General features: G+C 65.0%; 15 protein-coding genes. 4 read left to right on the top strand and 11 right to left on the bottom strand.

Annotated elements, in window-relative coordinates:
* Positions 1-50 precede the first annotated feature (50 nt).
* Complete coding sequence (locus tag ACN0X7_RS01900) at positions 51-845, top strand: ABC transporter ATP-binding protein (protein WP_417513516.1); 795 nt, start codon at positions 51-53, stop codon at positions 843-845.
* Between the two features lie 95 nt (positions 846-940).
* On the opposite strand, the gene ACN0X7_RS01895 is transcribed toward ACN0X7_RS01900, so the two are convergent.
* Entirely contained in the window at positions 941-1,564 is a 624-nt protein-coding gene (locus ACN0X7_RS01895) for an SCO family protein (protein ID WP_417513514.1), read from the bottom strand.
* Positions 1,565-1,630: 66 nt separating this feature from the next.
* On the opposite strand from ACN0X7_RS01895, the gene ACN0X7_RS01890 reads away from it, so the two are divergent.
* Both ACN0X7_RS01890 and ACN0X7_RS01885 read left to right on the top strand, forming a co-directional pair.
* A complete protein-coding gene (locus tag ACN0X7_RS01890) occupies positions 1,631-2,380 on the top strand; it encodes a glucose 1-dehydrogenase (RefSeq protein ID WP_417513512.1) in 750 nt (249 codons plus the stop codon).
* Positions 2,371-2,886: a GNAT family N-acetyltransferase gene (locus tag ACN0X7_RS01885; protein ID WP_417513510.1), complete on the top strand. Its 516-nt coding sequence runs from the start codon at positions 2,371-2,373 to the stop codon at positions 2,884-2,886. Before ACN0X7_RS01890 ends, ACN0X7_RS01885 begins: the two co-directional genes overlap by 10 nt.
* 143 nt (positions 2,887-3,029) lie before the next feature.
* On the opposite strand, the gene ACN0X7_RS01880 is transcribed toward ACN0X7_RS01885, so the two are convergent.
* From ACN0X7_RS01880 to tpiA, 10 genes are all read right to left on the bottom strand, one after another.
* On the bottom strand, positions 3,030-4,190 hold the full coding sequence (locus tag ACN0X7_RS01880) for an aminotransferase (protein ID WP_417513508.1): 1,161 nt from the start codon (positions 4,188-4,190) through the stop codon (positions 3,030-3,032).
* A complete protein-coding gene (locus ACN0X7_RS01875) occupies positions 4,187-9,031 on the bottom strand; it encodes a hypothetical protein (RefSeq protein ID WP_417513506.1) in 4,845 nt (1,614 codons plus the stop codon). Before ACN0X7_RS01875 ends, ACN0X7_RS01880 begins: the two co-directional genes overlap by 4 nt.
* 4 nt (positions 9,032-9,035) lie before the next feature.
* Positions 9,036-11,348 (bottom strand): ATP-binding protein, encoded by a 2,313-nt coding sequence (locus ACN0X7_RS01870; protein ID WP_417513504.1) that lies wholly within the window; start codon positions 11,346-11,348, stop codon positions 9,036-9,038.
* 105 nt (positions 11,349-11,453) lie between these two features.
* On the bottom strand, positions 11,454-12,197 hold the full coding sequence (locus ACN0X7_RS01865; RefSeq protein ID WP_417513502.1) for an SDR family oxidoreductase: 744 nt from the start codon (positions 12,195-12,197) through the stop codon (positions 11,454-11,456).
* Positions 12,194-13,348 carry a CaiB/BaiF CoA transferase family protein gene (locus ACN0X7_RS01860; RefSeq protein WP_417513500.1) on the bottom strand — a complete coding sequence of 385 codons (1,155 nt, stop codon included), beginning with the start codon at positions 13,346-13,348 and terminating at the stop codon, positions 12,194-12,196. The genes ACN0X7_RS01865 and ACN0X7_RS01860 overlap by 4 nt, the downstream gene beginning before the upstream one ends.
* Positions 13,349-13,429: 81 nt before the next feature.
* Positions 13,430-14,704 carry a phosphopyruvate hydratase gene (eno, locus tag ACN0X7_RS01855; protein ID WP_417513498.1) on the bottom strand — a complete coding sequence of 425 codons (1,275 nt, stop codon included), beginning with the start codon at positions 14,702-14,704 and terminating at the stop codon, positions 13,430-13,432.
* A 144-nt stretch (positions 14,705-14,848) separates the two neighbouring features.
* A complete protein-coding gene (gene kdsA, locus ACN0X7_RS01850) occupies positions 14,849-15,700 on the bottom strand; it encodes a 3-deoxy-8-phosphooctulonate synthase (protein WP_417513496.1) in 852 nt (283 codons plus the stop codon).
* Positions 15,701-15,703: 3 nt separating this feature from the next.
* On the bottom strand, positions 15,704-17,338 hold the full coding sequence (locus tag ACN0X7_RS01845) for a CTP synthase (protein ID WP_417513494.1): 1,635 nt from the start codon (positions 17,336-17,338) through the stop codon (positions 15,704-15,706).
* 81 nt (positions 17,339-17,419) lie between these two features.
* Positions 17,420-17,740, bottom strand: coding sequence for a preprotein translocase subunit SecG (gene secG, locus ACN0X7_RS01840; protein ID WP_417513492.1), 321 nt, complete (start codon positions 17,738-17,740; stop codon positions 17,420-17,422).
* A gap of 112 nt (positions 17,741-17,852) precedes the next feature.
* Positions 17,853-18,596 (bottom strand): triose-phosphate isomerase, encoded by a 744-nt coding sequence (gene tpiA / locus ACN0X7_RS01835; RefSeq protein ID WP_417513490.1) that lies wholly within the window; start codon positions 18,594-18,596, stop codon positions 17,853-17,855.
* Between the two features lie 143 nt (positions 18,597-18,739).
* Here tpiA and ACN0X7_RS01830 point away from each other — a divergent pair, with 143 nt between their 5' ends.
* Positions 18,740-20,638 carry a SurA N-terminal domain-containing protein gene (locus tag ACN0X7_RS01830; protein ID WP_417513488.1) on the top strand — a complete coding sequence of 633 codons (1,899 nt, stop codon included), beginning with the start codon at positions 18,740-18,742 and terminating at the stop codon, positions 20,636-20,638.

Genomic DNA, 20,638 nt, shown 5'->3' with positions numbered 1-20,638 from the left:
TCCGGAGTTTGACAATTTTCACGACAGACTGTTTTTCAAAGGGGCGGCAGATGATCGTCATCAACAACATCGAAGTCGTCTATGACAATGTGATCCTGGTGCTGAAGGGCATCTCGATCGAGGTCAAGCCGCAGTCGATCACCACCATTCTGGGGGCGAACGGCGCGGGTAAATCGACGACGTTGAAGTCGGTGTCCGGCCTGCTGCGGCCCGAACGCGGCGAGGTCACGCGCGGTTCGATCGAGTTCGAGGGCGAGCGGATCGACAAGCTGCCGCCGCATGAGGTCGTCAAACGCGGCATCGTGCAGGTCTTCGAAGGCCGCCGGATTTTCACGCACCTGTCGGTCGAGGACAATCTGCTGGCGGGTGCGCATATCGTGCCCGACATCAAGACCGTCCGCGAAAAGATCGACATGGTCTACACCTTCTTCCCCAAGCTGAAGGAACGCCGGTCCGGCGAGGCCGGTTACCTTTCCGGCGGCGAGCAGCAGATGCTGGCCATCGGCCGCGCGCTGATGTCCGATCCCAAGGTCATCATGCTGGACGAACCGTCGCTGGGCCTGGCGCCGCTGATCATCGAGGAGATCTTCGGCATCATCCAGCGCATGCGCGAGGAAGCCGGCGTGACCATCCTGCTGGTCGAACAGAACGCCAATCTGGCCCTTTCGATCGCGGACCATGGCTACGTCATGGAGAACGGATCGATCGTGATGGAAGGCCCCGCCGAGCAGCTGGCCAACAATTCGGACATCAGGGAATTCTACCTGGGCCTGGGCGAAGGCGGCGACAAGCGCTCCTACCGCAACGTGAAGCACTACCGTCGGCGGAAACGCTGGCTGTCCTGAGTCCGTTCGGCGTCCGGGCGGACACCGCCCCGTCGCAGCCTGTCACCTAATACCTTTCCGGGCAGACCGCAGTCGCCCGTGGTGGCGTTGTCCCGTCAGCCCTTCACGGCCTGCCGGATACCTTCGGCCATCAGCTGCGGATCGACCTCGCCGTTGAAGACAGCGATGTTCTTGCCGTCCGGCCCCATCAGATAGATGAAGTTGGAGTGATCCATCAGGTAATATTCGTCGTCCTTCTGGCCCGTCTGCTCGACCGGCGTATAGAAAACCCGGTAGGCGCTGGCCATCTCGGTGGTTTCCGCCTCGGTTCCGCGCAGGCCGATCATCCTGGGGTGGAAGGCCTCGACATAGGCCGCGATTTCTTCCTGCCCGTCACGTGACGGATCGACGGTAACGAACACCGGCGTCACCTTTTTACCGGCTTCCCCGGCCAGATCTAGGGCCACGGCCATGTCCTGCAGTTCGGTGGGGCAGACGTCGGGGCAGAATGTGTAGCCGAAATAGATCAGCGAATACCGGCCTTCCATCATCTTCTCGGTCACACGCTGCCCGGTATGGTCGGTCATCGTGAAAGGTCCGCCCACGGGCACGGCGCGGCTGACACCCAGTCCGCCCGCGACCTGCGGTTCATTCCTTGCGAGATTGAGAAGGATCGCACTGACGCCGACCACGGCGGCAATGACCAGAATAATAATTCCGGCAATCTGAGAACGTTTCATAGCGCTTGTGATACAGCCGGAAAGGCGCACAATCATGATGACAAGCGGTCGCAAGGGGGGAAACGCATGAGGCTGGAGGATAAAACCGCGCTGGTCACAGGCGCTGGATCAGGGTTCGGTGAGGGCATCGCACGGCGATTTGCCGAAGAAGGCGCGGCGGTCATGGTCGTCGATATCGATGCGGATGCGGCGAAGCGGGTGGCCGAGGAGATCGGCGGCGACGCCTTTGCCCACACAGCCGACGTCGCCGACAGCCTCAGCGTCAAGGGCATGTTTTCCCGCGCGCGCTCCCGCTTCGACGGCAGGCTGGACTGTCTGGTCTGCAACGCCGGTGTCCCGCAGCGCAACGGTCCGATGTGGGAAGTCGACGAGGACACCTTCGACCGAATCTATGCGGTGAATGTCAAGAGCCTCTACTACGTCGCGCAGCATGGGCTGGACCTGCTGAAGGAGGAAGGCGGATCGATCATCGTCACGTCCTCGACCGCCGCCGAGCGCCCCCGCCCCGGCCTGACCTGGTACAATGGCTCCAAGGGTGCGGCATCGGTCATCACCAAGTCGATGGCGCTGGAACTGGCACCCTACAAGGTCCGGGTCAACGCGATCCATCCCGTGATCGGCGATACGGGGATGGTGTCGGAGTTCATGGGCGGCGAGGACACACCGGAAATCCGAGAGAAATTCGTGGCCACCGTTCCGCTGGGTCGCATGAGTACACCGCTCGATATCGCCAACGCCTGCCTGTTCCTGGCATCCGACGACGCGGTCTTCATCACGGGCACCTGCATCGAGGTTGATGGCGGACGGTGCGTCTGACCACGACGATCGCGCCCGCGCCGGCGGACTTCGATCGCTGGCCCGAGGTTCTTGAACTCCTGCGCGACGCGTTCGCCTACATGGCTGACCGCATTGACCCGCCGTCGTCGATGAACCGGCTCGATCTGGACGGCCTGCGCGCGAAGGCCGGGCGGGAAATCGCCCTGATCGCCTGGCAGGGCGACGAGATCGTGGGCTGCGCCTTCCTCGATCCAAGGCCCGACTGCCTCTATGTCGGCAAGGTCGCGGTTACGGCGCAGGCACGCGGTCAGGGGCTGGCGCGGCAGTTCTTCGAACAGGCAGAGGCCATGGCCCACGAGCGCGGCCTCGCATACCTTGAGTTGCAGACGCGCGTGGAACTGCTGGAAAATCACGAGACCTTCCGCCGGCTGGGCTTCGTGAAGACCGGCGAAGATGCCCACGCCGGCTATCGCCGTCCCACAAGCATCACCATGCGCAGGCCGACAAAGCCTGCCCTACGCCCGCACCGTCCTGTCCCTGACTGAATCACCGACTCCCGGACTGTCACCCCCGGTTTATCCGGGAGCCTTCCTGAACTGCGGTGTTCGCCGGGTTGTTCTTCGCCCCCGCACGGAGGCGGGGGTGACACCCTGTGCGTTTGGCCCTTTCAATCAAAGGCTGGAACGCTCTACCCGAAGTAGGCTTTCAGCTTCGCCGCGGCGTCATCCAGCAAGCCGTCCTGCTTGCTGAAGCAGAAACGCACGAAATTGTCCGGCGCGTCCGGCGATGCGTAGAAGGCGCTCACCGGCACGGCGGTGACACCGGCTTCGGTCGTGATCTGGCTGCAGAAATCGACATCGCTGCCATCGAACCCCAGGCTGCGGATATCCGCGTTCAGAAAATAGGTGCCCTCGCACAATGCCGGCGTGAAGCCCGCATCGGACAGGCCATCGCGGATCCGGTCCCGCTTGGCCTGCATGTCCGACGACAGGCTGGCAAAATAGGCATCGTCCTTCATCAGGCCGAACGCCACGGCCCGTTGCAGGTTCGGCGGTGTCGTGAACGTCAGGAACTGATGCGCCTTGGCGATCCGCTGCAGGATAGGCGCAGCAGCGGTCATGTAACCGACCTTCCAGCCGGTCAGCGAAAAGGTCTTGCCGGCGGACCCGATCTTCACCGTGCGGGCGCGCATGCCGGGCAAGGTGATCAGGGGCACATGATCCTGTTCGTCGAAGACGATGTGCTCGTAGACCTCGTCACACACCGCGAACGCGTCGTGCGCGATCACCAGATCGGCCAGCGTGGTCAGTTCTTCCCGGCTGAAGCGCTTGCCCGCCGGGTTCAGCGGATTGTTCAGCAGCACCAGCTTGGTCTTCGGGCCGAACGCCGCCTGCAGCGCATCCGCCGGCACCGCCCAGTCCGGCGGCGATAGCCGGATCAGCTTCGGAATGCCGCCCGCACGGCGGATCATGGGCAGATAGCAGTCGTAGAGCGGCTCGAAGCAGATTACCTCGTCGCCCGGCTCGATCAGGGCGAGAAAACAGGCGGCCAGGGATTCCGTCGCGCCCGAAGTCACCATCGTTTCCGTCTGCCAGTCCACATCCAGGCCGTAGAACCGCTTGCCATGTGCCGCCACCGCCTGGCGCAGTTCCGGCACGCCCATCATGGGCGGATACTGGTTCGGCTGATCTTCCAGTGCCTCCGCCGCCACCTTGCGGACATCGGCAGGGCCGTTGTCGTCGGGAAATCCCTGCCCCAGATTGATCGATCCATGCTCGATCGCCAGACGGCTCATCACTTCGAAAACGGTGACGCCATATTCGGCCAGAATGCTGTTGCCCTGCTTCATCGACTGCTTCTCTGTTTCCTGCTTGCCGGTTTCCGATCCAGCGCCTCGCACAGAACGAGGTAGAGTTTTCCGACGTCCGCGCTGAGGAACACGCTGAGCAGAAGCCCTTCGTGGTCGGATTCGTCAACCGCGAGCATCACCGATTCGAACTCGTTCAGGTACAGATCGACGTTGCGGCGGAAGTCGCCGTCACCTTCGTACAGGCGTGCGATCTCCCTGCGGTTCGCGCGACTGACCAGACGACGGGCAAACAGGCCCCTGTCGCCGCGATAGTACTTCTGCCACTGCGCCTCGGTGTCCTCGCTGTCCAGAATGCGGTGCAGATCCAGCGCCAGCGAGTTGAGCCCTTCGGCGACGTAGGACGCCGATTGCAGAAAGCGCCGGTCCCGATCGGTGCGCGCCTTCTCGTCCAGATCACGGGCGGTTTCCGCAGCCTTGCGCGCGGACTGGTCCAGCCGCGCGGCCTGTCCTTCAAAGGCGCGCGTTGCCAGACCGGACTGCATGGTCGCTGCCTGTGAAGCGCTGGCGATCGCGGTCGCCTGTTCGCCCAGGGCCTTGCGTGCCCGGCGTGCCGCCTGTTCGGCCTGCTCGACCGATCCGGCAAAGGCCTCCCGCTGACGCATCAGGGATTGCGCCGACTGCTCGGCCACCCCGGCGATCTTCGCACCGGCCTCGGACGCCGTCGCGACATCCTTCGATATCCGGTCGGTGGCATCGCCGAGATCCGCCCGCAACGCGTCAGCGGCCGCATTCAATGTCCGAACATGATCGAGGAAGTCCGAAGCGCGCGCCCTCAGATCGTCGAGTGCCGCCGCCGTCGAGGCCCCGAAGGCTTCCCGTTCCGCCACGGTCAGGTCGCGCATCTCCGACAGCCGCGCCTGCTCCCGCTCGAAGCTTTCGGCAAGCAGGGTCGCGGCTTCGGCTGCGCGTTGCTCGGCTGCTTCGACGGCTGCGATCCTGTCACTCAGCAGGCGGTCCAGCGCCGCGCCCTTCTCGTCGAACCGGGTCGTGATGACCTCGGTCCGCTCAAGCTGGCTGTCGAGTCTCGCAGCGACGGCCTCCGCCGTCTCCGCCGCTTTCTGCTCGCCCGATACGAACGCCGACATCCGCGCGCGGGTTTCCTCAAGGGTCGCGTTGAACCGCGACAGGCCGGACCCGACCTCGTCGGCCATGCGCCGGTTTTCGCCCGCGAAGGCATCCCGCTCGGTGGACAGGCGTTCGATTGCATCGCGGCTGCCGGTTTCCAGCTTTCCGATGATCTCGGTCACCGACTGGCCCGTCTCCTTCAACGCCTCCGCCGAGACCTGAAGCCCGCTGGCGCGCGGCAGGGCCGCCTCAAGGGCTGCAACGGCCTCCTGCATCGCCGCGACCGCCGCCCGCGCGCGCGCCTCTCCCACTTCGGATGACTGCGCGATGCTGCGTGCCGAATCCTCGAACGCGACCTGCGATGACCGGTTCAGATCCGTCAGCGACTGCATGCGATCGGCAACCGTCTGAGCGCGCTGCAGGATCTCGGCCTCGGTCTCCTGCCCCAGGGACTGCAGCGCAGATGTCCGGATCTCGATCTCGCTGGCCGCGCCCGCAATGCGTTCCGCCGTCTGGCCGCCGGCGATCCGGATGGTCTCGATGCGCTGCTGCAGATCTGCCGTCGTCGCGGAGATATCGGTATGCACGCGTCCGGCCTCGGCCACCAATGCATCCGTGCCGGACAGCAGCGTGTCCGAGGTGATGCGGGCCAGTTCGGTGGATTCGCGCACCTTGTCAGCCATGGCCGACATGGTTTCCGACAATGACGCATCGGACTGTTGCGCCTCGGCACTGAGGCGGGTCAGCAATGCCGAGATGCGGTCGCCCTGCCCCGAAAGCCCGTCCGCGGACCGTGACAGCGACGTCAGCACCGCCGCCCCTTTTTCACCCATGGCTTCGCCCCGGTCCGCCAGCAGAACCGAGCCGGTTTCCGCGGCATCAATCAGTTCGGCGACCTTGCCGTTCAGGCTTTGCGAAGCCGTCCCCAGGCCCGTGAGTACAGCCTGCAGGCGCTCGGCATTCACGCCCGCCGTATCGGCGATATCGTCCGAGGTACTGCCCAGTTTCGCCGCCTGAGCCTCAAGCGCGTCAATCCGGCCCTTCAGCCTTTCGACGGTGTCGTCGGATGCGCTGGCCAGATCGACCATCCGCTGTTCCAGTCCGGCCACGACGCCGTTCAGTTTCTCACCGATTTCGGCACTGGTGTCCGTCAGCAGCGCGCGCTGGTCATCCAGCGCGCGCACGGTCGCACGCGCGAAACCGGTGGCCTCTGACAGGCGCGCCGTGAACCCGGCGAGGCGATCGGCTGTCTCGCCTTCGATCCGACCGGTGAAGGCCTCGATCTTTTCCGCCGCATTGTCCAGCAGGGCCGCTCGCGTACCCCAGGCCTCCGACAGGTTCGCCAACCGTGTCTCCATCTCGTCGACCTGGGTCACGGTCGCCGCCCGCGCGGCCGTCAGCCTCTGCAGCGAAGATGCGCTGCGACGTTCCAGTTCCTCGGAGGCCGCGGTCAGATCGGCCGATCCGTCCAGCAGATTCGCGGTGACGGTCTGGCCGCGCGCTTCAAGTGCGGCGAGGTTCTGTTCGACACCGGCCCGGATCGTTAGCGCGACATCCCGCACGCGCTGATCCAGCGCGCCGAAGCTTTCACCGGCACCGGTCACGGAATGATCGATATCCTTGAGGATCAGCGCCAGTTCCGCCGAGGCCTCGTTCAGCCGGTCGCCCGCCGCCGCCGACTGGTCGGATGCCCGCGAAACCGACCCGGTCATCTGTTCCGCGCGCTGTTCCAGATCGCTGAACAGGGCCGTCAGCGAGCCCGACAGCTTGCCATAGGCCTGCTCGGCGACCTCGGTGATGGTCTCGACCCGATCGGCGACCGTTTCCATGCGCGTTGCGGTATCGCGCTCGATCCCCGCCGCGGCTTCCCGCATCCGTTCGGCTACGGCATCGAAACTGTCCGCCCGGTCGGCAACCGCATCGGAAAGCTGGGTCAGCCTGCCCTCGGCCCTGACTGTCGCATCCTCCAGATCGCGCACCGAACCGCCAACATCGCCGACCGCGCGGTCCGTTCTCTCGACGGTGTCAGAGACGGCGCGATTGAGGCCGCCAACCGTGCGCGACAGCTCGGCCAGCAGTTCGCCGCTGCTCTCGGTCAGCGATTTCATGCCGGAATGGCTGCGGGCCGTCTCCGCCTGGACCTCCGACAGGACCGATTTCAGTTCACCCAGCCGCAGCGCCAGTATGTCGGCGGTCCCACTACCCTGTGCCTCGCTCTGTCGTGCCTGCTGCTCCATCAGGGCGATCTGGCGATTGAGGTCGCGTGCGGCACTGCCGATGCCCGTGACCACCGCATCCAGCGTTCCGCCGGACCGCTCCGCCGCCGCCTGCGCGAAGGAAGCGGCCTCCCGGATGCGTTCTTCCAGCGCCGAGATCCCTTCCTCCGCGACCCCGGAGAGGTGGGTGATCGTCGCGGTGATCTCGTCGTGCGAGCGCGCGAAACGTTCCTGCGTCGCCACGATCTGACGGGCCGAGGCCCCCAGTGCGGCGCCGGCCTCCATGACGCTTGCCGCAGCGGCATCGGTCTGATCCACCGTTTCCCCCGCCAGTTCACGGACCGACGACACCTGATCCGCGAACCGGTCGACCGCCGATCCCATCCGGTCCGCCGTCGCGGAAAGCACCTCTTCGGTTTCCCCAGCGCTGACGTTCATGCTATCGAGCGACGCCGCAAACTGGGAAAGCCGCTGATCCAGCCGCTGCGCCGCCTGATCCGACGAACGGATGGCGCCGCTGACCAGCGCACGCAATTCTTCGGTCCGTGTGCCGACCGCGTCACCGGCCTCGGCAAGGGCGGAACGCATCTCGGTACCGACCGCGCGCAGACGCACCGCACTGCCTTCAACACCCTGGCTCGCATGTCCCGCCTGCTCGGCCGTGCGCACGATCTCCTGATTGAGTCCCTCGACGCGATTCCTGAGTTCCTGCGACGCGTTGTTCAGACGCCGCACCGTCTGTTCGCTGTCCTCGCGCAGGCGCGTCATGGGCTGATCCACAACCGCCCCGATTTCATGCGCCCGCCTGGTAACCATCTCCACGGTTTCGGTCATGGCCTTCGCCTTGGCGTCCAGCGCGACCGAAATCTCGCTGGCGCGGCGTGCCGCGGCCTCGACCGCGGCCGCAAGCTGGTTGGCATCGGTCCGGCCCATTTCGCGCGTCTGTTCGCCCAGCGCCTGCAGGTCGGTCAGCAACTGGCGCTGTTGACTGGCTGCATCCTGAACCAGGCCCGAGACCTCGGCGCTGCGCGCACCCGCCTGCTGCGCCAGCGCGGACATCTGCTGCGTGCCCGTCTCGATACGGCGGTTCAGCTCGTCCGAACGGGCCAACGCATTCGACAGTTCGGTCTCGACCGACTGGCTCATCCGCCGCAGGGCCATCGCGGCCGCGTTCAGCCGGGCCTCGGCTTCCGCGTCCGGCCCGCTGACGTCGGAAAGCACCTCAAGCAGCGCGGCGCGGCTGCGCTCGGTCTCGAAGCCGCGCCAGAACACAGCCCCTACCAGCCAGGCAAACATCGGCGGCAGGATGACCGCCAGCAGCACCAGTGCCACCTCGTGCGGCAGCATCAGCAACAGCGATCCCAGCCCGGCGATCATGCTGAAATAGAGGATCGCCACCGCGAACCAGGCAATCGTGACACCGGTCAGCAGCAGGGCAACCTTGCGCCGACGGGCCGCCACCGAGGACCCTGAAGCCGCCTCGGATTCAGCCGGGACATCGGCCCCATCGACACGATTGCCGGTCCATTTCAACAGCATCACCCTACTCTCCGTCCTGCTTGCGCTCGTGTGCCGCCCCGGCCTGAACGGACATGCCGGTGTCCGATCCATGCGCCGACTGCGCGCCCAACAACCTGAAAAGTTCCTCAGCATTCAGCGGCTTGGCCAGAAATCCGTCCATGCCCGCCTCCAGGCAGCGGTCGATGAAGGTGCCGCCGGGATGGGCCGTCATGGCGATGATCCTGATCTCGCCGGTCGCGCCCGGCATCTGGCGGATGGTGCGCGTGGCTTCCAGCCCGTCCATTTCCGGCATCTCGACATCCATCAGCACCAGATCGTACGGCAGGGCACGCAGCGCCTGCAGCGCCTCGCGTGCGCTGCCGGCCGCGACGGCCTCGTGACCCGCCATCTCGACGATGGAAACCGCCAGCTTCTGATTGACCGCGACGTCGTCGACCACCAGCACGCGCAGACTCCTGTCGGGGGAATGTTTCGGTCTCCGGATCGAGCCATCGCCATGCACCGTGTCCTGTGCCGCCTTCCCCGACAGCGCCCGGTGAAACGCGTTGCGCCGCAGCGGCTGAAGCAGGCGCGTATCGAACAGGGCGTCTTCATCTTCCGACACGGATTCGATGACACCGACCGGCACCGTCAGGATCAGCCGCTGGTCCGCATGGTCTGGATGCGCGCGAAGTTCTCGCGCCAACCGTGCCGCACCGCCCTCCACCCGCCAGTCGATCACGACGCAGTCGGTGTCCCGGAGGTATCCGGCCATCTCGCCGAGAGAAGTCGCCTCGACGACATGTGCGCCCCAGTCGCGCGCGTACCGCGCCGCAGCGTCACGGGTCCTGCCTTCCGGACCCGCGAGCAGAACGCGCAGGCCTTCCAGCGATTCCGGATGGCGTACGGTCTTGCCTGAACGGATCGGCATATCGACCGTGAACAGGGTGCCTTCGCCGGGCGTGCTTTCGACACTGATCTCGCCGCCCATGGCATCCACCAGCCGCCGGGAAATCGCCAGCCCCAGACCCGTACCACCATAGCGCCGCGAGATACCGCCTGCCTGGCTGAAAGGCCGGAACAGTCGCGGCAGCGTTTCAGGATCAATGCCGATACCGCTGTCGCGCACCTGGATGCGCAGCACCGAGCGCGCGTGGGGCGCAAGATCGACCGACAGGTCCACCGCCCCGTCTTCGGTGAACTTGATGGCGTTGCTCAACAGATTGAGCAGCACCTGACGCAACCTTCCGGCATCCGCCGTGATGATGTCGGGCACATCCGGACCGATATGACTGGTCAGGCTGAGGCCCTTTGCCTGCGCCCGCTCCGCCATCAGCCCCGCTGCGCCCTCGATGGTCTGGGTCAGCTCGAAGGGGCTCTCGTCCAGATCGATTCGCCCCGATTCAAGCTTGGTCAGATCCAGAATGTCATTGATCAGGTTGAGCAGCGCGTCCGCCGATTCCCGGATGATCTCGCCATAGGACGTCTGCTGGGCTGTCAGCTTTGTGCCCAGCATCAGCCCGGTCATGCCGATGATGCCATTCATGGGTGTGCGAAGTTCGTGGCTGATCGTGGCGAGGAACTCCGACTTGGTGCGGTCCCCGGCTTCCGCGGACTGACGCGCCGTCTCAGCCGCCCGGTGCGCCGCCTCCAGCCGTTCGATCAGATCGATGTTCTCGAACCGCAGGGCGAAGGATTCCCGGAAGCGGCGATGCAGCACGCGCAGCCATCCCATCATGCCGATCAGGCCCAGCGCGCCCAGGAGCGCGGTCACCAGGCTGATCCTGTCCCCGTTCAGCGCGAACATCACGATCAGGGGCAGGGCCGCCGGAAACGCCAGCGCCATGAAGGCTGGCGGATAGAGCGCACGGTGCATGATCACCGCGAACAGCGATCCCACGGTCAGCAGGGCGAGGAAGGCCTGATACGGATAGGAGCCGGGATCGAAGTATCCGGCCAGCGCCGGTCCCCAGACCAGCCCGACGAATCCCGAAAGCACCGTGTAGCGCAAGCCCCACGCCTCGGCATTCGCAGGTACCGGGTCCGCCGCCTCGAAGGCGCGCCGAAGCCGCATCCCGACGATGACAAAGATGGCCGTTCCCACAATCAGCAGCACGGTCGGCCAGATCGGCGCGCGGTCCACGTAAACCATCGCCAGAACCGCGATGAAAACGAACGGGCTGGTCCTCAGCTGTCCGGACTCCCGGATCATCTCCGAGATCATCTCCGCCCGGACCCGCGCGTCCCGGTCCAGAGATGGCGAATCGCTGCGGCCATCGGCGTCCCGGCGCAACGAGACATCGACATTCTGAAGCACAGGTTCCCTGCGGTTTCCCGACGCGTCGACGCTGCTCATCGCTCGAACGCCTCCCAGCCCTGATCAAGCCCCCCTGATCCCTGCCCTCAACCTGTCATGACTGGGTCTTTCAGGCAATGAAGTTGCGGGGGAACGAGCCGGCGCTCACCAGGCTGTGTACCCGCCATCGACGACCGTTTCGGTGCCGGTCACGAACTTGCTCTCGTTGGACGCCAGATAGACGACCGCATGGGCGATGTCGTCCGGTTCGCCCAGATGGCCGACCGGGTGACGACCGGCGATATGGGCCCGGATCTGATCGGGCGCTGGCTGCCGGTTCACGGCGTCGATCACCATCGGCGTTTCGATGTAGCCCGGATGGATGGAATTCACACGAATCCCCAGTCCGGTCTGGGCGGCCTCGACGGCGGCGTGTTTCGTCAACAGCCGGACACCGCCCTTGGACGCGCCATAGTGGGCGGTTCCGACATTGCCGACCATGCCCAGGACAGACGAGACGTTGATCACCGATCCGCCTGGCTTCATGCGCCGGAACGCCAGACGCGTCCCCAGAAAGACCGCATCCAGATTGACGTCCAGCACCCGACGCCACTGCGCCAGTGAGGTTTCGGCCAACGCCCGGTTTTCCCCGACACCGGCATTGTTGACCAGCACGTGGAACGCGCCCGCCGCGTCGGCGATCCGGTCCCACGATTCCTCGTCCGTGACGTCCTGCGCGAAGGCCTGGGCCTGTGCGCCGATATGTGCCGCCAGTTCGTCCGGCGCCTTCAGATCGGTCAGGATCAATCCCGCACCGGCTTCGGCGCAGCGCAGGGCCGAGGCCTTGCCCAGGCCCGACGCCGCACCCGTGATCCAGATGGTACGACCCGCCAGCCTGTCGCTGCTCACGAGACCGCGCCCGAAGCTTTCAGCCGCTCGATCTCATCGGCGCTGAAGCCCCATTCGGACAGTGCGTCAGCCGTATCCTGACCCGGATTGGGCGCGACAGTCGGCGTTCCCGCAGGCGTGCGCGAGAAACGGGGCGCTGCGTTCGGCTGTTGCACGCCCTCGACCTCAATGAAGGTATTGCGGGCTGCGTTGTGGGGATGATTCGGGGCTTCGTCCATATCCAGGATCGGTGCGAAGCAGACGTCCGTGCCCTCCATGATCTCGACCCATTCGTCGCGGGTCTTCTTCCTGATCACGGCGGCCAGCTTCTCCTTGTACTCCGGCCATTTTTTCGGGTTCATCTGATCCGGCATATCGTCCGGGCTCATGCCCGTGCGCTCGATCAGTTCCGCGTAGAACTTCTTCTCGATCGAGCCGATGGAGACATATTTGCCATCGCTGGTCTCATAGACGCTGTAGAAGTGTGCGCCGCCGTCCAGCAGGTTCGCGCCCCGCTCCTGAATCATGCGGCCCGCCGCCTTCATTCCGTAGATCGCGGTCATCAGACTGGATGCACCATCGACCATGGCGGCATCGACCACCTGACCCTTGCCAGAATTCTGGGCCTCGATGTAGGCCGCCAGGCAGCCGAACGCCAGATAGAGCGCGCCACCGCCGAAATCACCGACCAGATTGAGCGGCGGAACCGGCGCGCCGCCGGTGTCGCCGATGGCGTGCAGCGCACCGGTGATCGCGATGTAGTTCATGTCGTGACCGGCGGCGTGCGCGATCGGACCTTCCTGCCCCCAGCCTGTGACACGTCCATAAACCAGCTTCGGATTGCGCGCCCAGCATTCGTCGGGACCGAGCCCCAGACGCTCGGTCACGCCGGGCCGCATGCCCTCGATCAGAATATCCGCCTTCTCGACCAGCGACAGGACGGTCTCGACGCCTTCCGCCATTTTCAGGTTGGCGGCGACAGAGCGTTTGGAACGATTGAGCAGATCCCATTTGGCTGAACCGCGGTCGATCCCCAGATCGGCGGCGGTCTGGCGATCAATGCGGACCACGTCCGCGCCGAGGTCGCCCAGCAGCATCCCGCCCATGGGGCCGGGACCAATGCCCGCCAGCTCGACTACCTTGATTCCGCTCAATGGTCCCTGACCGCGCATGATTTCGCCTCCCCGCGAATGAATGAACTGCGGGGCAGAGTGGCGGATTACGTGCCGCGGCTCAAGGCAACTCTGCGCAGATCAGAACCGCAGCACAGACCGGCCTGCGTAGATCGCGTCCGGCCCCAGCATGTCCTCGATCCGCAGAAGCTGATTGTATTTGGCCGTGCGGTCGGAGCGGGCCAGCGAACCGGTCTTGATCTGTCCGCAGTTGGTGGCGACCGCCAGATCGGCGATGGTCGAATCCTCGGTCTCGCCCGAACGGTGCGACATCACCGCCGTGTAGGACGCATGATGCGCCATCTCGACGGCTTCCAGCGTCTCGCTGAGCGTGCCGATCTGGTTTACCTTCACCAGGATGGAATTGGCAACGTCGCGGGCGATGCCGTCGGCCAGCCGCGCGGGGTTGGTCACGAACAGGTCGTCGCCGACCAGTTGCACCCGGTCCCCCAGACGTTCGGTCAGCGCGGCCCAGCCCGCCCAGTCGTCCTCGGCGCATCCGTCCTCGATGGAAATGATCGGGTAGCGTCCGCACAGATCGGCGTAGTAATCGACCATGCCGCCGGCGTCGAGCGACTTGCCCTCACCCTCAAGCGCGTACTTGCCGCCCTTGTAGAACTCGGTCGAGGCGGCATCCAGCGCCAGGAACACGTCCTCGCCCGGCAGATAGCCCGCCGCTGCGATGGAAGTCATAATGAAACCAAGCGCTTCATCGGAACTCTTCAGTGACGGCGCGAAGCCACCCTCGTCGCCGACATTGGTGTTGTGGCCCGCATCAGACAGGCGTTTGCGCAGGGCGTGGAAGATCTCCGCGCCGCACCGCAGGGCCTCCGAAAAGCTCTCCGCGCCAACCGGCATGATCATGAATTCCTGGATGTCGATCGGGTTGTCGGCGTGCGCGCCGCCGTTCAGGATGTTCATCATCGGCACCGGCAGGGTCCGCGCCGAAACACCGCCGACGTAACGGTAGAGCGGCAGGCCGAGGGCATCTGCCGCTGCCTTGGCACAGGCCAGGCTGACGCCCAGAATGGCGTTCGCACCCAGGCGTGCCTTGTTCGGCGTGCCGTCCAGTTCCATCAGCATCCGGTCAATGGCCAGCTGGTCGCTGGCATCCATGCCGGACAGGACGGAGAATATCTCGCCGTTGACGGCCTCGACGGCATCCCGCACGCCCTTGCCGCCGAAGCGGTCGCCGCCATCGCGCAGTTCGACAGCCTCGTAGGAGCCGGTCGACGCGCCGGACGGCACGGCAGCACGCCCGTAGGCACCGCTTTCCAGATGCACATCGACTTCGACCGTGGGGTTGCCCCGGCTGTCGAGAATTTCACGGCCTACGATGTCGATGATGGCGGTCATCGGAACCCCCTGATCTGGCGATAATGGTTGCGGTTACCCGACGAACGCCGGGCCGGAACATCTCGTACCCCAAGGCGCTGAAAATCACAAAGGGCGAGATAAATCCCGGGCAATGCGCCACACCCGCCGAAATCTCCGGTGGCGTCAGAGCGCCTTGGTCAGGGCGTCATACTGCTTCAGGGTCGCGACCAGCGCCTCAAGCTCCTGTACGGGCACCATGTTCGGCCCGTCGGAGGGCGCGTTGTCCGGATCCTGATGGGTTTCCATGAAGATCGCCGCCACGCCGACCGCCGCCGCCGCGCGCGCCAGATAGGGCACCATGGTCCGGTCGCCGCCGGAACTGCCGCCCTGACCGCCCGGCTGCTGCACCGAATGGGTGGCATCGAACACGACCGGGCATCCGGTCTGCTGTGCCATGATCGGCAGGCTGCGGAAATCGGTGACCAGCGTGTTGTAGCCGAAGCTGGCCCCGCGCTCGCAGACGGACACATTGGTGTTGCCCGTCGAAAGGATCTTGTCGGCGACGTTCTTCATGTCCCAGGGGGCCAGGAACTGCCCCTTCTTCACGTTGATCGCGCAGCCTGTCTCGCCGGCGGCCAGCAGCAGGTCGGTCTGGCGGCACAGGAAGGCCGGGATCTGAAGCACGTCGACCGACGGCGCGACGATCGCGCACTGCTCGGCGGTATGGATGTCGGTCAGCACCGGCAGGCCGACGGAAGACCGGATCTCCTCGAAGACCGCCAGCGACTTCTCCAGCCCCAGTCCGCGCGCGCCCTTCAGGCTGGTGCGGTTGGCCTTGTCGAAGCTGGACTTGTAGATCATCTGCACGCCGGTGCGCGCGCCGATCTCGCGGATCGCCGTTGCCATCTCGATCGCGTGGTCGCGGCTTTCCAGCTGGCAGGGACCGGCAATGATCACCAGCGGCAGGTCATTGCCCATGGTCACCGATCCCGCAGTCATGCGGCCGGGTGCAGGTGTCTTCGCGCTATCAGGCATGGGTCAGACCAGTCGTGACTGTTTCACGGCCGCCTCGATGAACGAGGCGAACAGTGGATGTGGGTCGAACGGCTTGGATTTCAATTCGGGGTGGAACTGCACGCCGATGAACCAGGGGTGATCTTCCAGTTCCACGATCTCGGGCAAAAGCCCGTCGGGCGACAGGCCGGAGAAGGTCAGGCCATTGGCCTCCAGCACCTCGCGGTAGTTGACGTTCACCTCGTAGCGATGCCGGTGGCGCTCACTGATGAGGGAAGTTTCATATATTTCAGCGGCTTTCGATCCTTCCTTCAACTCACAAGGATAGCGCCCGAGTCGCAGGGTGCCGCCCTTGTCGTCCCTGTTGGTGCGTTTTGCGGTGATGCCGGTCTCGGTTTCCCATTCGGTCATCAGCCCCACCACCGGGTCCTGGCACTCCCCGAACTCGGTCGAGCTGGCATCGTTCAGGCCGACCAGGCTGCGGGCCGCCTCGACCACCGCCATCTGCATGCCGAAGCAGATTCCGAAGTAGGGCACATTGCGGGTGCGCGCGAACTGCACGGCCTTGACCTTGCCTTCCGCACCGCGCTCGCCGAAACCGCCGGGGACCAGGATCGCGTGCACATCCTCCAGCCGCTGGACCGCCGCGCTGTCGTTCTCGAACAGTTCGGAATCCAACCATTCGATATCGACACGGACATTGTTGTGGATGCCACCGTGACGCAGGGCTTCGGCCAGCGACTTGTAGGCATCCGGCAGGCCGATGTACTTGCCGACGATGCCGATCTTGACCGCGCCCTCGGGACTGCTCACCCGCTCGCCGATCCGCTTCCAGCGCGTCAGGTCCGGCTCGTCGTTCGAATCCAGACGGAAATGCGCCAGCACCTCGTTGTCCAGCCCCTGCGCGTGGAACATGATCGGCGCGTTGTAGATGTTGTCGATATCGGGTGCCTGGATCACCGCCTCGGCGCGCACGTTGCAGAACAGTGCGATCTTGCGGCGCTCGCCCTCGGGAATGCCGGTCTCACAGCGGCACACCAGCATCTCCGGCTGGATACCGATGGAACGCAGTTCCTTCACCGAATGCTGCGTCGGCTTGGTCTTCAGTTCGCCCGCCGCCTTGATGTAGGGCACCAGGGTCAGGTGCACGAACATGGCGCGGTCACGGCCAAGCTGCTGACCCAACTGGCGAATGGCTTCCAGAAACGGCAGGCTTTCGATATCGCCGACCGTGCCCCCGATTTCGACCAGCACGAAATCATGGCCTTCGGTGCCCGCCTGGATGAACTCCTTGATGGCATCGGTGATGTGCGGGATCACCTGCACCGTCGCGCCCAGATAGTCCCCGCGCCGCTCCCGCTCGATCACCGTCTGATAGATGCGCCCCGTCGTGACATTGTCCGACTGCAGCGCATCCACACCGGTGAAGCGCTCGTAATGGCCCAGGTCCAGATCGGTCTCCGCCCCGTCCTCGGTGACGTAGACCTCGCCGTGCTGATAGGGGCTCATGGTGCCCGGATCGACGTTGATGTAGGGGTCGAGCTTGCGCAGGCGGACCGTGTAGCCCCGCGCCTGCAACAGCGCGCCCAGAGAGGCTGACGCCAGTCCTTTGCCCAGAGAGGAGACCACGCCGCCGGTGATGAAGATGTACCGCGTCATGGACCTTCCCCTTAACGGATAATGCGCGCACGAAAAAGCGCCGATCTCGCGACCGGCGCCGGATGTCCTGTTTTCAGTAGGTTAGTCTGACTGCGGAACGACGGGGCCGCTCGGCAGAACCGGCTGTTCCTGAACCGGCTGATCGAGAATCGATCCCGATTCGCGATCGCCGCCCACCAGAATCGCCAGAATGATCGAGGTCGCGAAGAAACCGGCCGCAAGCACCGCCGTGCCGCGCGTCAGCAGGTTCGCCGTGCCCCGGCCTGACATGATACCGCCCATGCCGCCGCCACCGCCACCGCCGCCCATGCCGAGCGCACCGCCTTCGGAGCGCTGCATCAGGATGATGCCGATCAGGGCGATGGCGATCAGGACGTGGATGACAAGAATGACTGTGACCATGGGGTGTTCTGTTTCCAGGCTGTTTGGATCGGACGCGCGCTTTTACACATTTGGGGACGCTGTGGAAAGGGTTCAAACCCTGTTCACGGGCGCGGCGAATGAGCCCGACCGATCAGGGCGCGGCTGCAGCAATCCCCAGAAAGTCCTCCGCCTTCAGGCTGGCACCGCCGACCAGTGCGCCGCCGACGCCCTCAACCGCCAGAATCTCGGCGGCGTTGGAAGGCTTTACCGAACCGCCATACAGGATGGCAGGCACCTGCCCCTGGACCATTTCTCCGGCGATCTCGGCGATATGGCGGTGTGCATTCTCGATATCCGTCAACGAGGGCGTCAGACCGGTGCCGATGGCCCAGACCGGTTCATAGGCGATGACGGTGTTCCCGGCCGTCGCGCCCGCCGGCAACGAGCCGCGGATCTGCGCCGCCAGCACGGCGTCGGTTTCGCCCGCCTGATGCTGAGCCTCGGTCTCGCCGATGCAGACGATCGCGGTCAGCCCGGCCCGGATGGCGGCCTCGGCCTTGGATTTTACCAGCGCGCTGTCTTCCAGATGGTCGGTGCGGCGTTCGGAATGGCCGACGATGATGTGGCTGCACCGCGCTTCGGCGATCATCGCGGCGGCGACATCGCCGGTATGCGCGCCGCTTTCCGCGACGTGACAATCCTGCGCGCCGACAGAGACCCTGTCCGAAAGCCCGGCCTTTGCGAAAGCGCCCATCAGCGGGTGAATGAAGATCGACGGCGGGCAGATCAGCAGGGAGACCTCCCCGGCCTTTCGGATGTTCTTCGACAGTGCGTCGGCAAAGCTTCCGATATCCGCCAGCGATCCGTTCATTTTCCAGTTTCCGGCGATCAGCATGCCATCACTCCCGCATTGTTGATGATTTGCCGTTGCATAACCCGGAAAAGCTGCCACGTCACCGTCTGGCAGCAGTTGCGGGCGGGCAATGTGGCGACTAATGTCCGCCAGCCATTCTCAAGATGCGGAGCCGCGTACCAGTCATGATGCAGAACGCCCAGAAAGGCATGACCAAATGGGTCGTGCGTGCCCTGCTTGCCCTCCTGATTCTCAGCTTCGCGATGTGGGGTGTCGCCGATTATGTCACCGCACCCGTGAACCCGCCCGTCGCCCACGTCGGCGACCGCGAGATCCGCAGCAACGCCTTCATCAACGAGGCACAGCGGCGCATTCAGGCCGTACGGCGTCAGCAAAACCGACCCATCGACACGCAGACGGCCATCGCAGCCGGTCTTTACGCACAGACCCTGTCGGCACTGATTGATCGCAACGCGCTGCTGGCCCAGGCGGAAGACTGGAATCTGGGCGTTTCGGATCAGGCCGTGGCCGCGGCCATCCAGTCCGACCCGGCCTTCCAGGGTCCGGCGGGCAATTTCGACCGCATCCGGTTCGACACGATCATGCGGAACGCGGGCTTCAGCGAACAGCAGTTCATCGAAAGCCTGCGCGAGGACATGATCAACCGCCAGATCGAGTCCACCATCACGGCCGGGCTGCAGGACGGTCAGGATCCGCTGGCCCGTGCGATTCTCGCCTACCAGCTTGAGGCACGCGACGTCAGCTTCATCGAGATTGCCAACGACCAGCTGGCCAGCGCGAGCGAGCCCGCCGAAGACGAACTGAAAACGTTTCACCAGGACAACCCCCAGCTTTTCTCGTCGCCCGAGCGCCGCAGTGCCAAGGTTCTGCACATCACGGCGCAGGACCTGACCGGTGATCTGGTGATCGACGAACGTCCCATCCAAACGGCCTACGAATCGCGGATCGCCGAGTTCACCACGGCGGGTACGCGGGCCGTCAAACAGGCCATCTTCCAGACCGAGGAGACCGCCAGCGCCGCGATGGCACGCATCAACGAAGGCGTCACCTTCGAAACCGTCGTGCAGGAAGCCACCGGTGCGGCCCCCATCGATCTTGGCGTCGTGCGTTCGGGCGAACTGCCGGGCGAGGTCGGGGACGCGGCTTTCGCGGCGGAAGCGAACACCGTCACCGGCCCTGTCGAGAGCACCTTCGGGTGGCATCTGATCCAGGTAGGGGACGTGACGGAAGAGGTCGTGCAGCCGCTTGATGAGGTGCGCGAAACCATCATCAGCGACCTGAAGCTGGAGGAAGCTCAGTATCGGCTTGTCGAATTCTCGAACCGCATCGAGGATGAACTGGCCGGCGGGGGCCGCGTCGCCGACGTTGCGGTCGCGCTGGAGATGCAGGCCGAGGACCTGCCGCCAGTCGATCGGGCCGGTCGGACGGCGGAAGGCGATGCCGTCGCGGCAGATCTGCCGCCCGAAGCCCTGCAGATACTCTTCGGCACCCAGCCCGGAGACGAACTGATCGCGCAGGAACTCGACGACGGGTCCCTGCTTCTGGTCGAACCGCTGACGATCGCCGAACCCGCCCTGCGCCCGTTCGACGAGGTGCGCGATGATGTTGCCGGCGCCTGGAAGCGTCAGAAGCTGGCCGAACTGGCCGCCACCGAGCGGGCCCGGCTGATGGAGCGGATACAGGGCGGCGCAACGCTGGCCGAGATCGCCGCCGAACTGGAAGTCGAGATCGAAACCGTCGAAGGCATCACCCGCCAGAGCGGCGCGCCCTCACTGGCCGGCGAGGCACGGCAGGCCGCGTTCAGCGCCTCCGCCGGCGAGGCCGTGTCCGGTGCTGCACCGACCGACGGCAGCCAGTTGATCGCGACCGTCGATGCCATCAAGCCCGCCGAGATCGATGAAGATGACGCGCAGGTCGGCGTGCTGACGCGCACCATCGGCGAGGCCTTCGCCGAGGATCTGATGTCGCAGTACCTTGAGGCGCTGCGCGAGGATGTGGGCTACAGCATCATGGAGCCCGCCTACCGCCAGGCCGTCGATCCGAACAACATCTACCTGAACTGA

This window comes from Minwuia sp. (genome assembly GCF_048263705.1).
Taxonomy (GTDB): Bacteria; Pseudomonadota; Alphaproteobacteria; order Minwuiales; family Minwuiaceae; genus Minwuia.
Note: the sequence above shows the minus strand (reverse complement) of the source record. Positions and strands in the feature narration are given on the sequence as shown.

Excerpts from the sequence above, each read along its gene's own strand:
- kdsA (WP_417513496.1), bottom strand. The coding sequence starts at position 15,700 with ATGCCTGATAGCGCGAAGACACCTGCACCCGGCCGCATGACTGCGGGA.
- ACN0X7_RS01900 (WP_417513516.1), top strand. The coding sequence starts at position 51 with ATGATCGTCATCAACAACATCGAAGTCGTCTATGACAATGTGATCCTG.
- eno (WP_417513498.1), bottom strand. The coding sequence starts at position 14,704 with ATGACCGCCATCATCGACATCGTAGGCCGTGAAATTCTCGACAGCCGG.
- secG (WP_417513492.1), bottom strand. The coding sequence starts at position 17,740 with ATGGTCACAGTCATTCTTGTCATCCACGTCCTGATCGCCATCGCCCTG.
- ACN0X7_RS01830 (WP_417513488.1), top strand. The coding sequence starts at position 18,740 with ATGATGCAGAACGCCCAGAAAGGCATGACCAAATGGGTCGTGCGTGCC.
- ACN0X7_RS01880 (WP_417513508.1), bottom strand. The coding sequence starts at position 4,190 with ATGAAGCAGGGCAACAGCATTCTGGCCGAATATGGCGTCACCGTTTTC.
- ACN0X7_RS01890 (WP_417513512.1), top strand. The coding sequence starts at position 1,631 with ATGAGGCTGGAGGATAAAACCGCGCTGGTCACAGGCGCTGGATCAGGG.
- ACN0X7_RS01895 (WP_417513514.1), bottom strand. The coding sequence starts at position 1,564 with ATGAAACGTTCTCAGATTGCCGGAATTATTATTCTGGTCATTGCCGCC.
- ACN0X7_RS01875 (WP_417513506.1), bottom strand. The coding sequence starts at position 9,031 with ATGCTGTTGAAATGGACCGGCAATCGTGTCGATGGGGCCGATGTCCCG.
- tpiA (WP_417513490.1), bottom strand. The coding sequence starts at position 18,596 with ATGCTGATCGCCGGAAACTGGAAAATGAACGGATCGCTGGCGGATATC.
- ACN0X7_RS01870 (WP_417513504.1), bottom strand. The coding sequence starts at position 11,348 with ATGAGCAGCGTCGACGCGTCGGGAAACCGCAGGGAACCTGTGCTTCAG.
- ACN0X7_RS01860 (WP_417513500.1), bottom strand. The coding sequence starts at position 13,348 with ATGCGCGGTCAGGGACCATTGAGCGGAATCAAGGTAGTCGAGCTGGCG.
- ACN0X7_RS01845 (WP_417513494.1), bottom strand. The coding sequence starts at position 17,338 with ATGACGCGGTACATCTTCATCACCGGCGGCGTGGTCTCCTCTCTGGGC.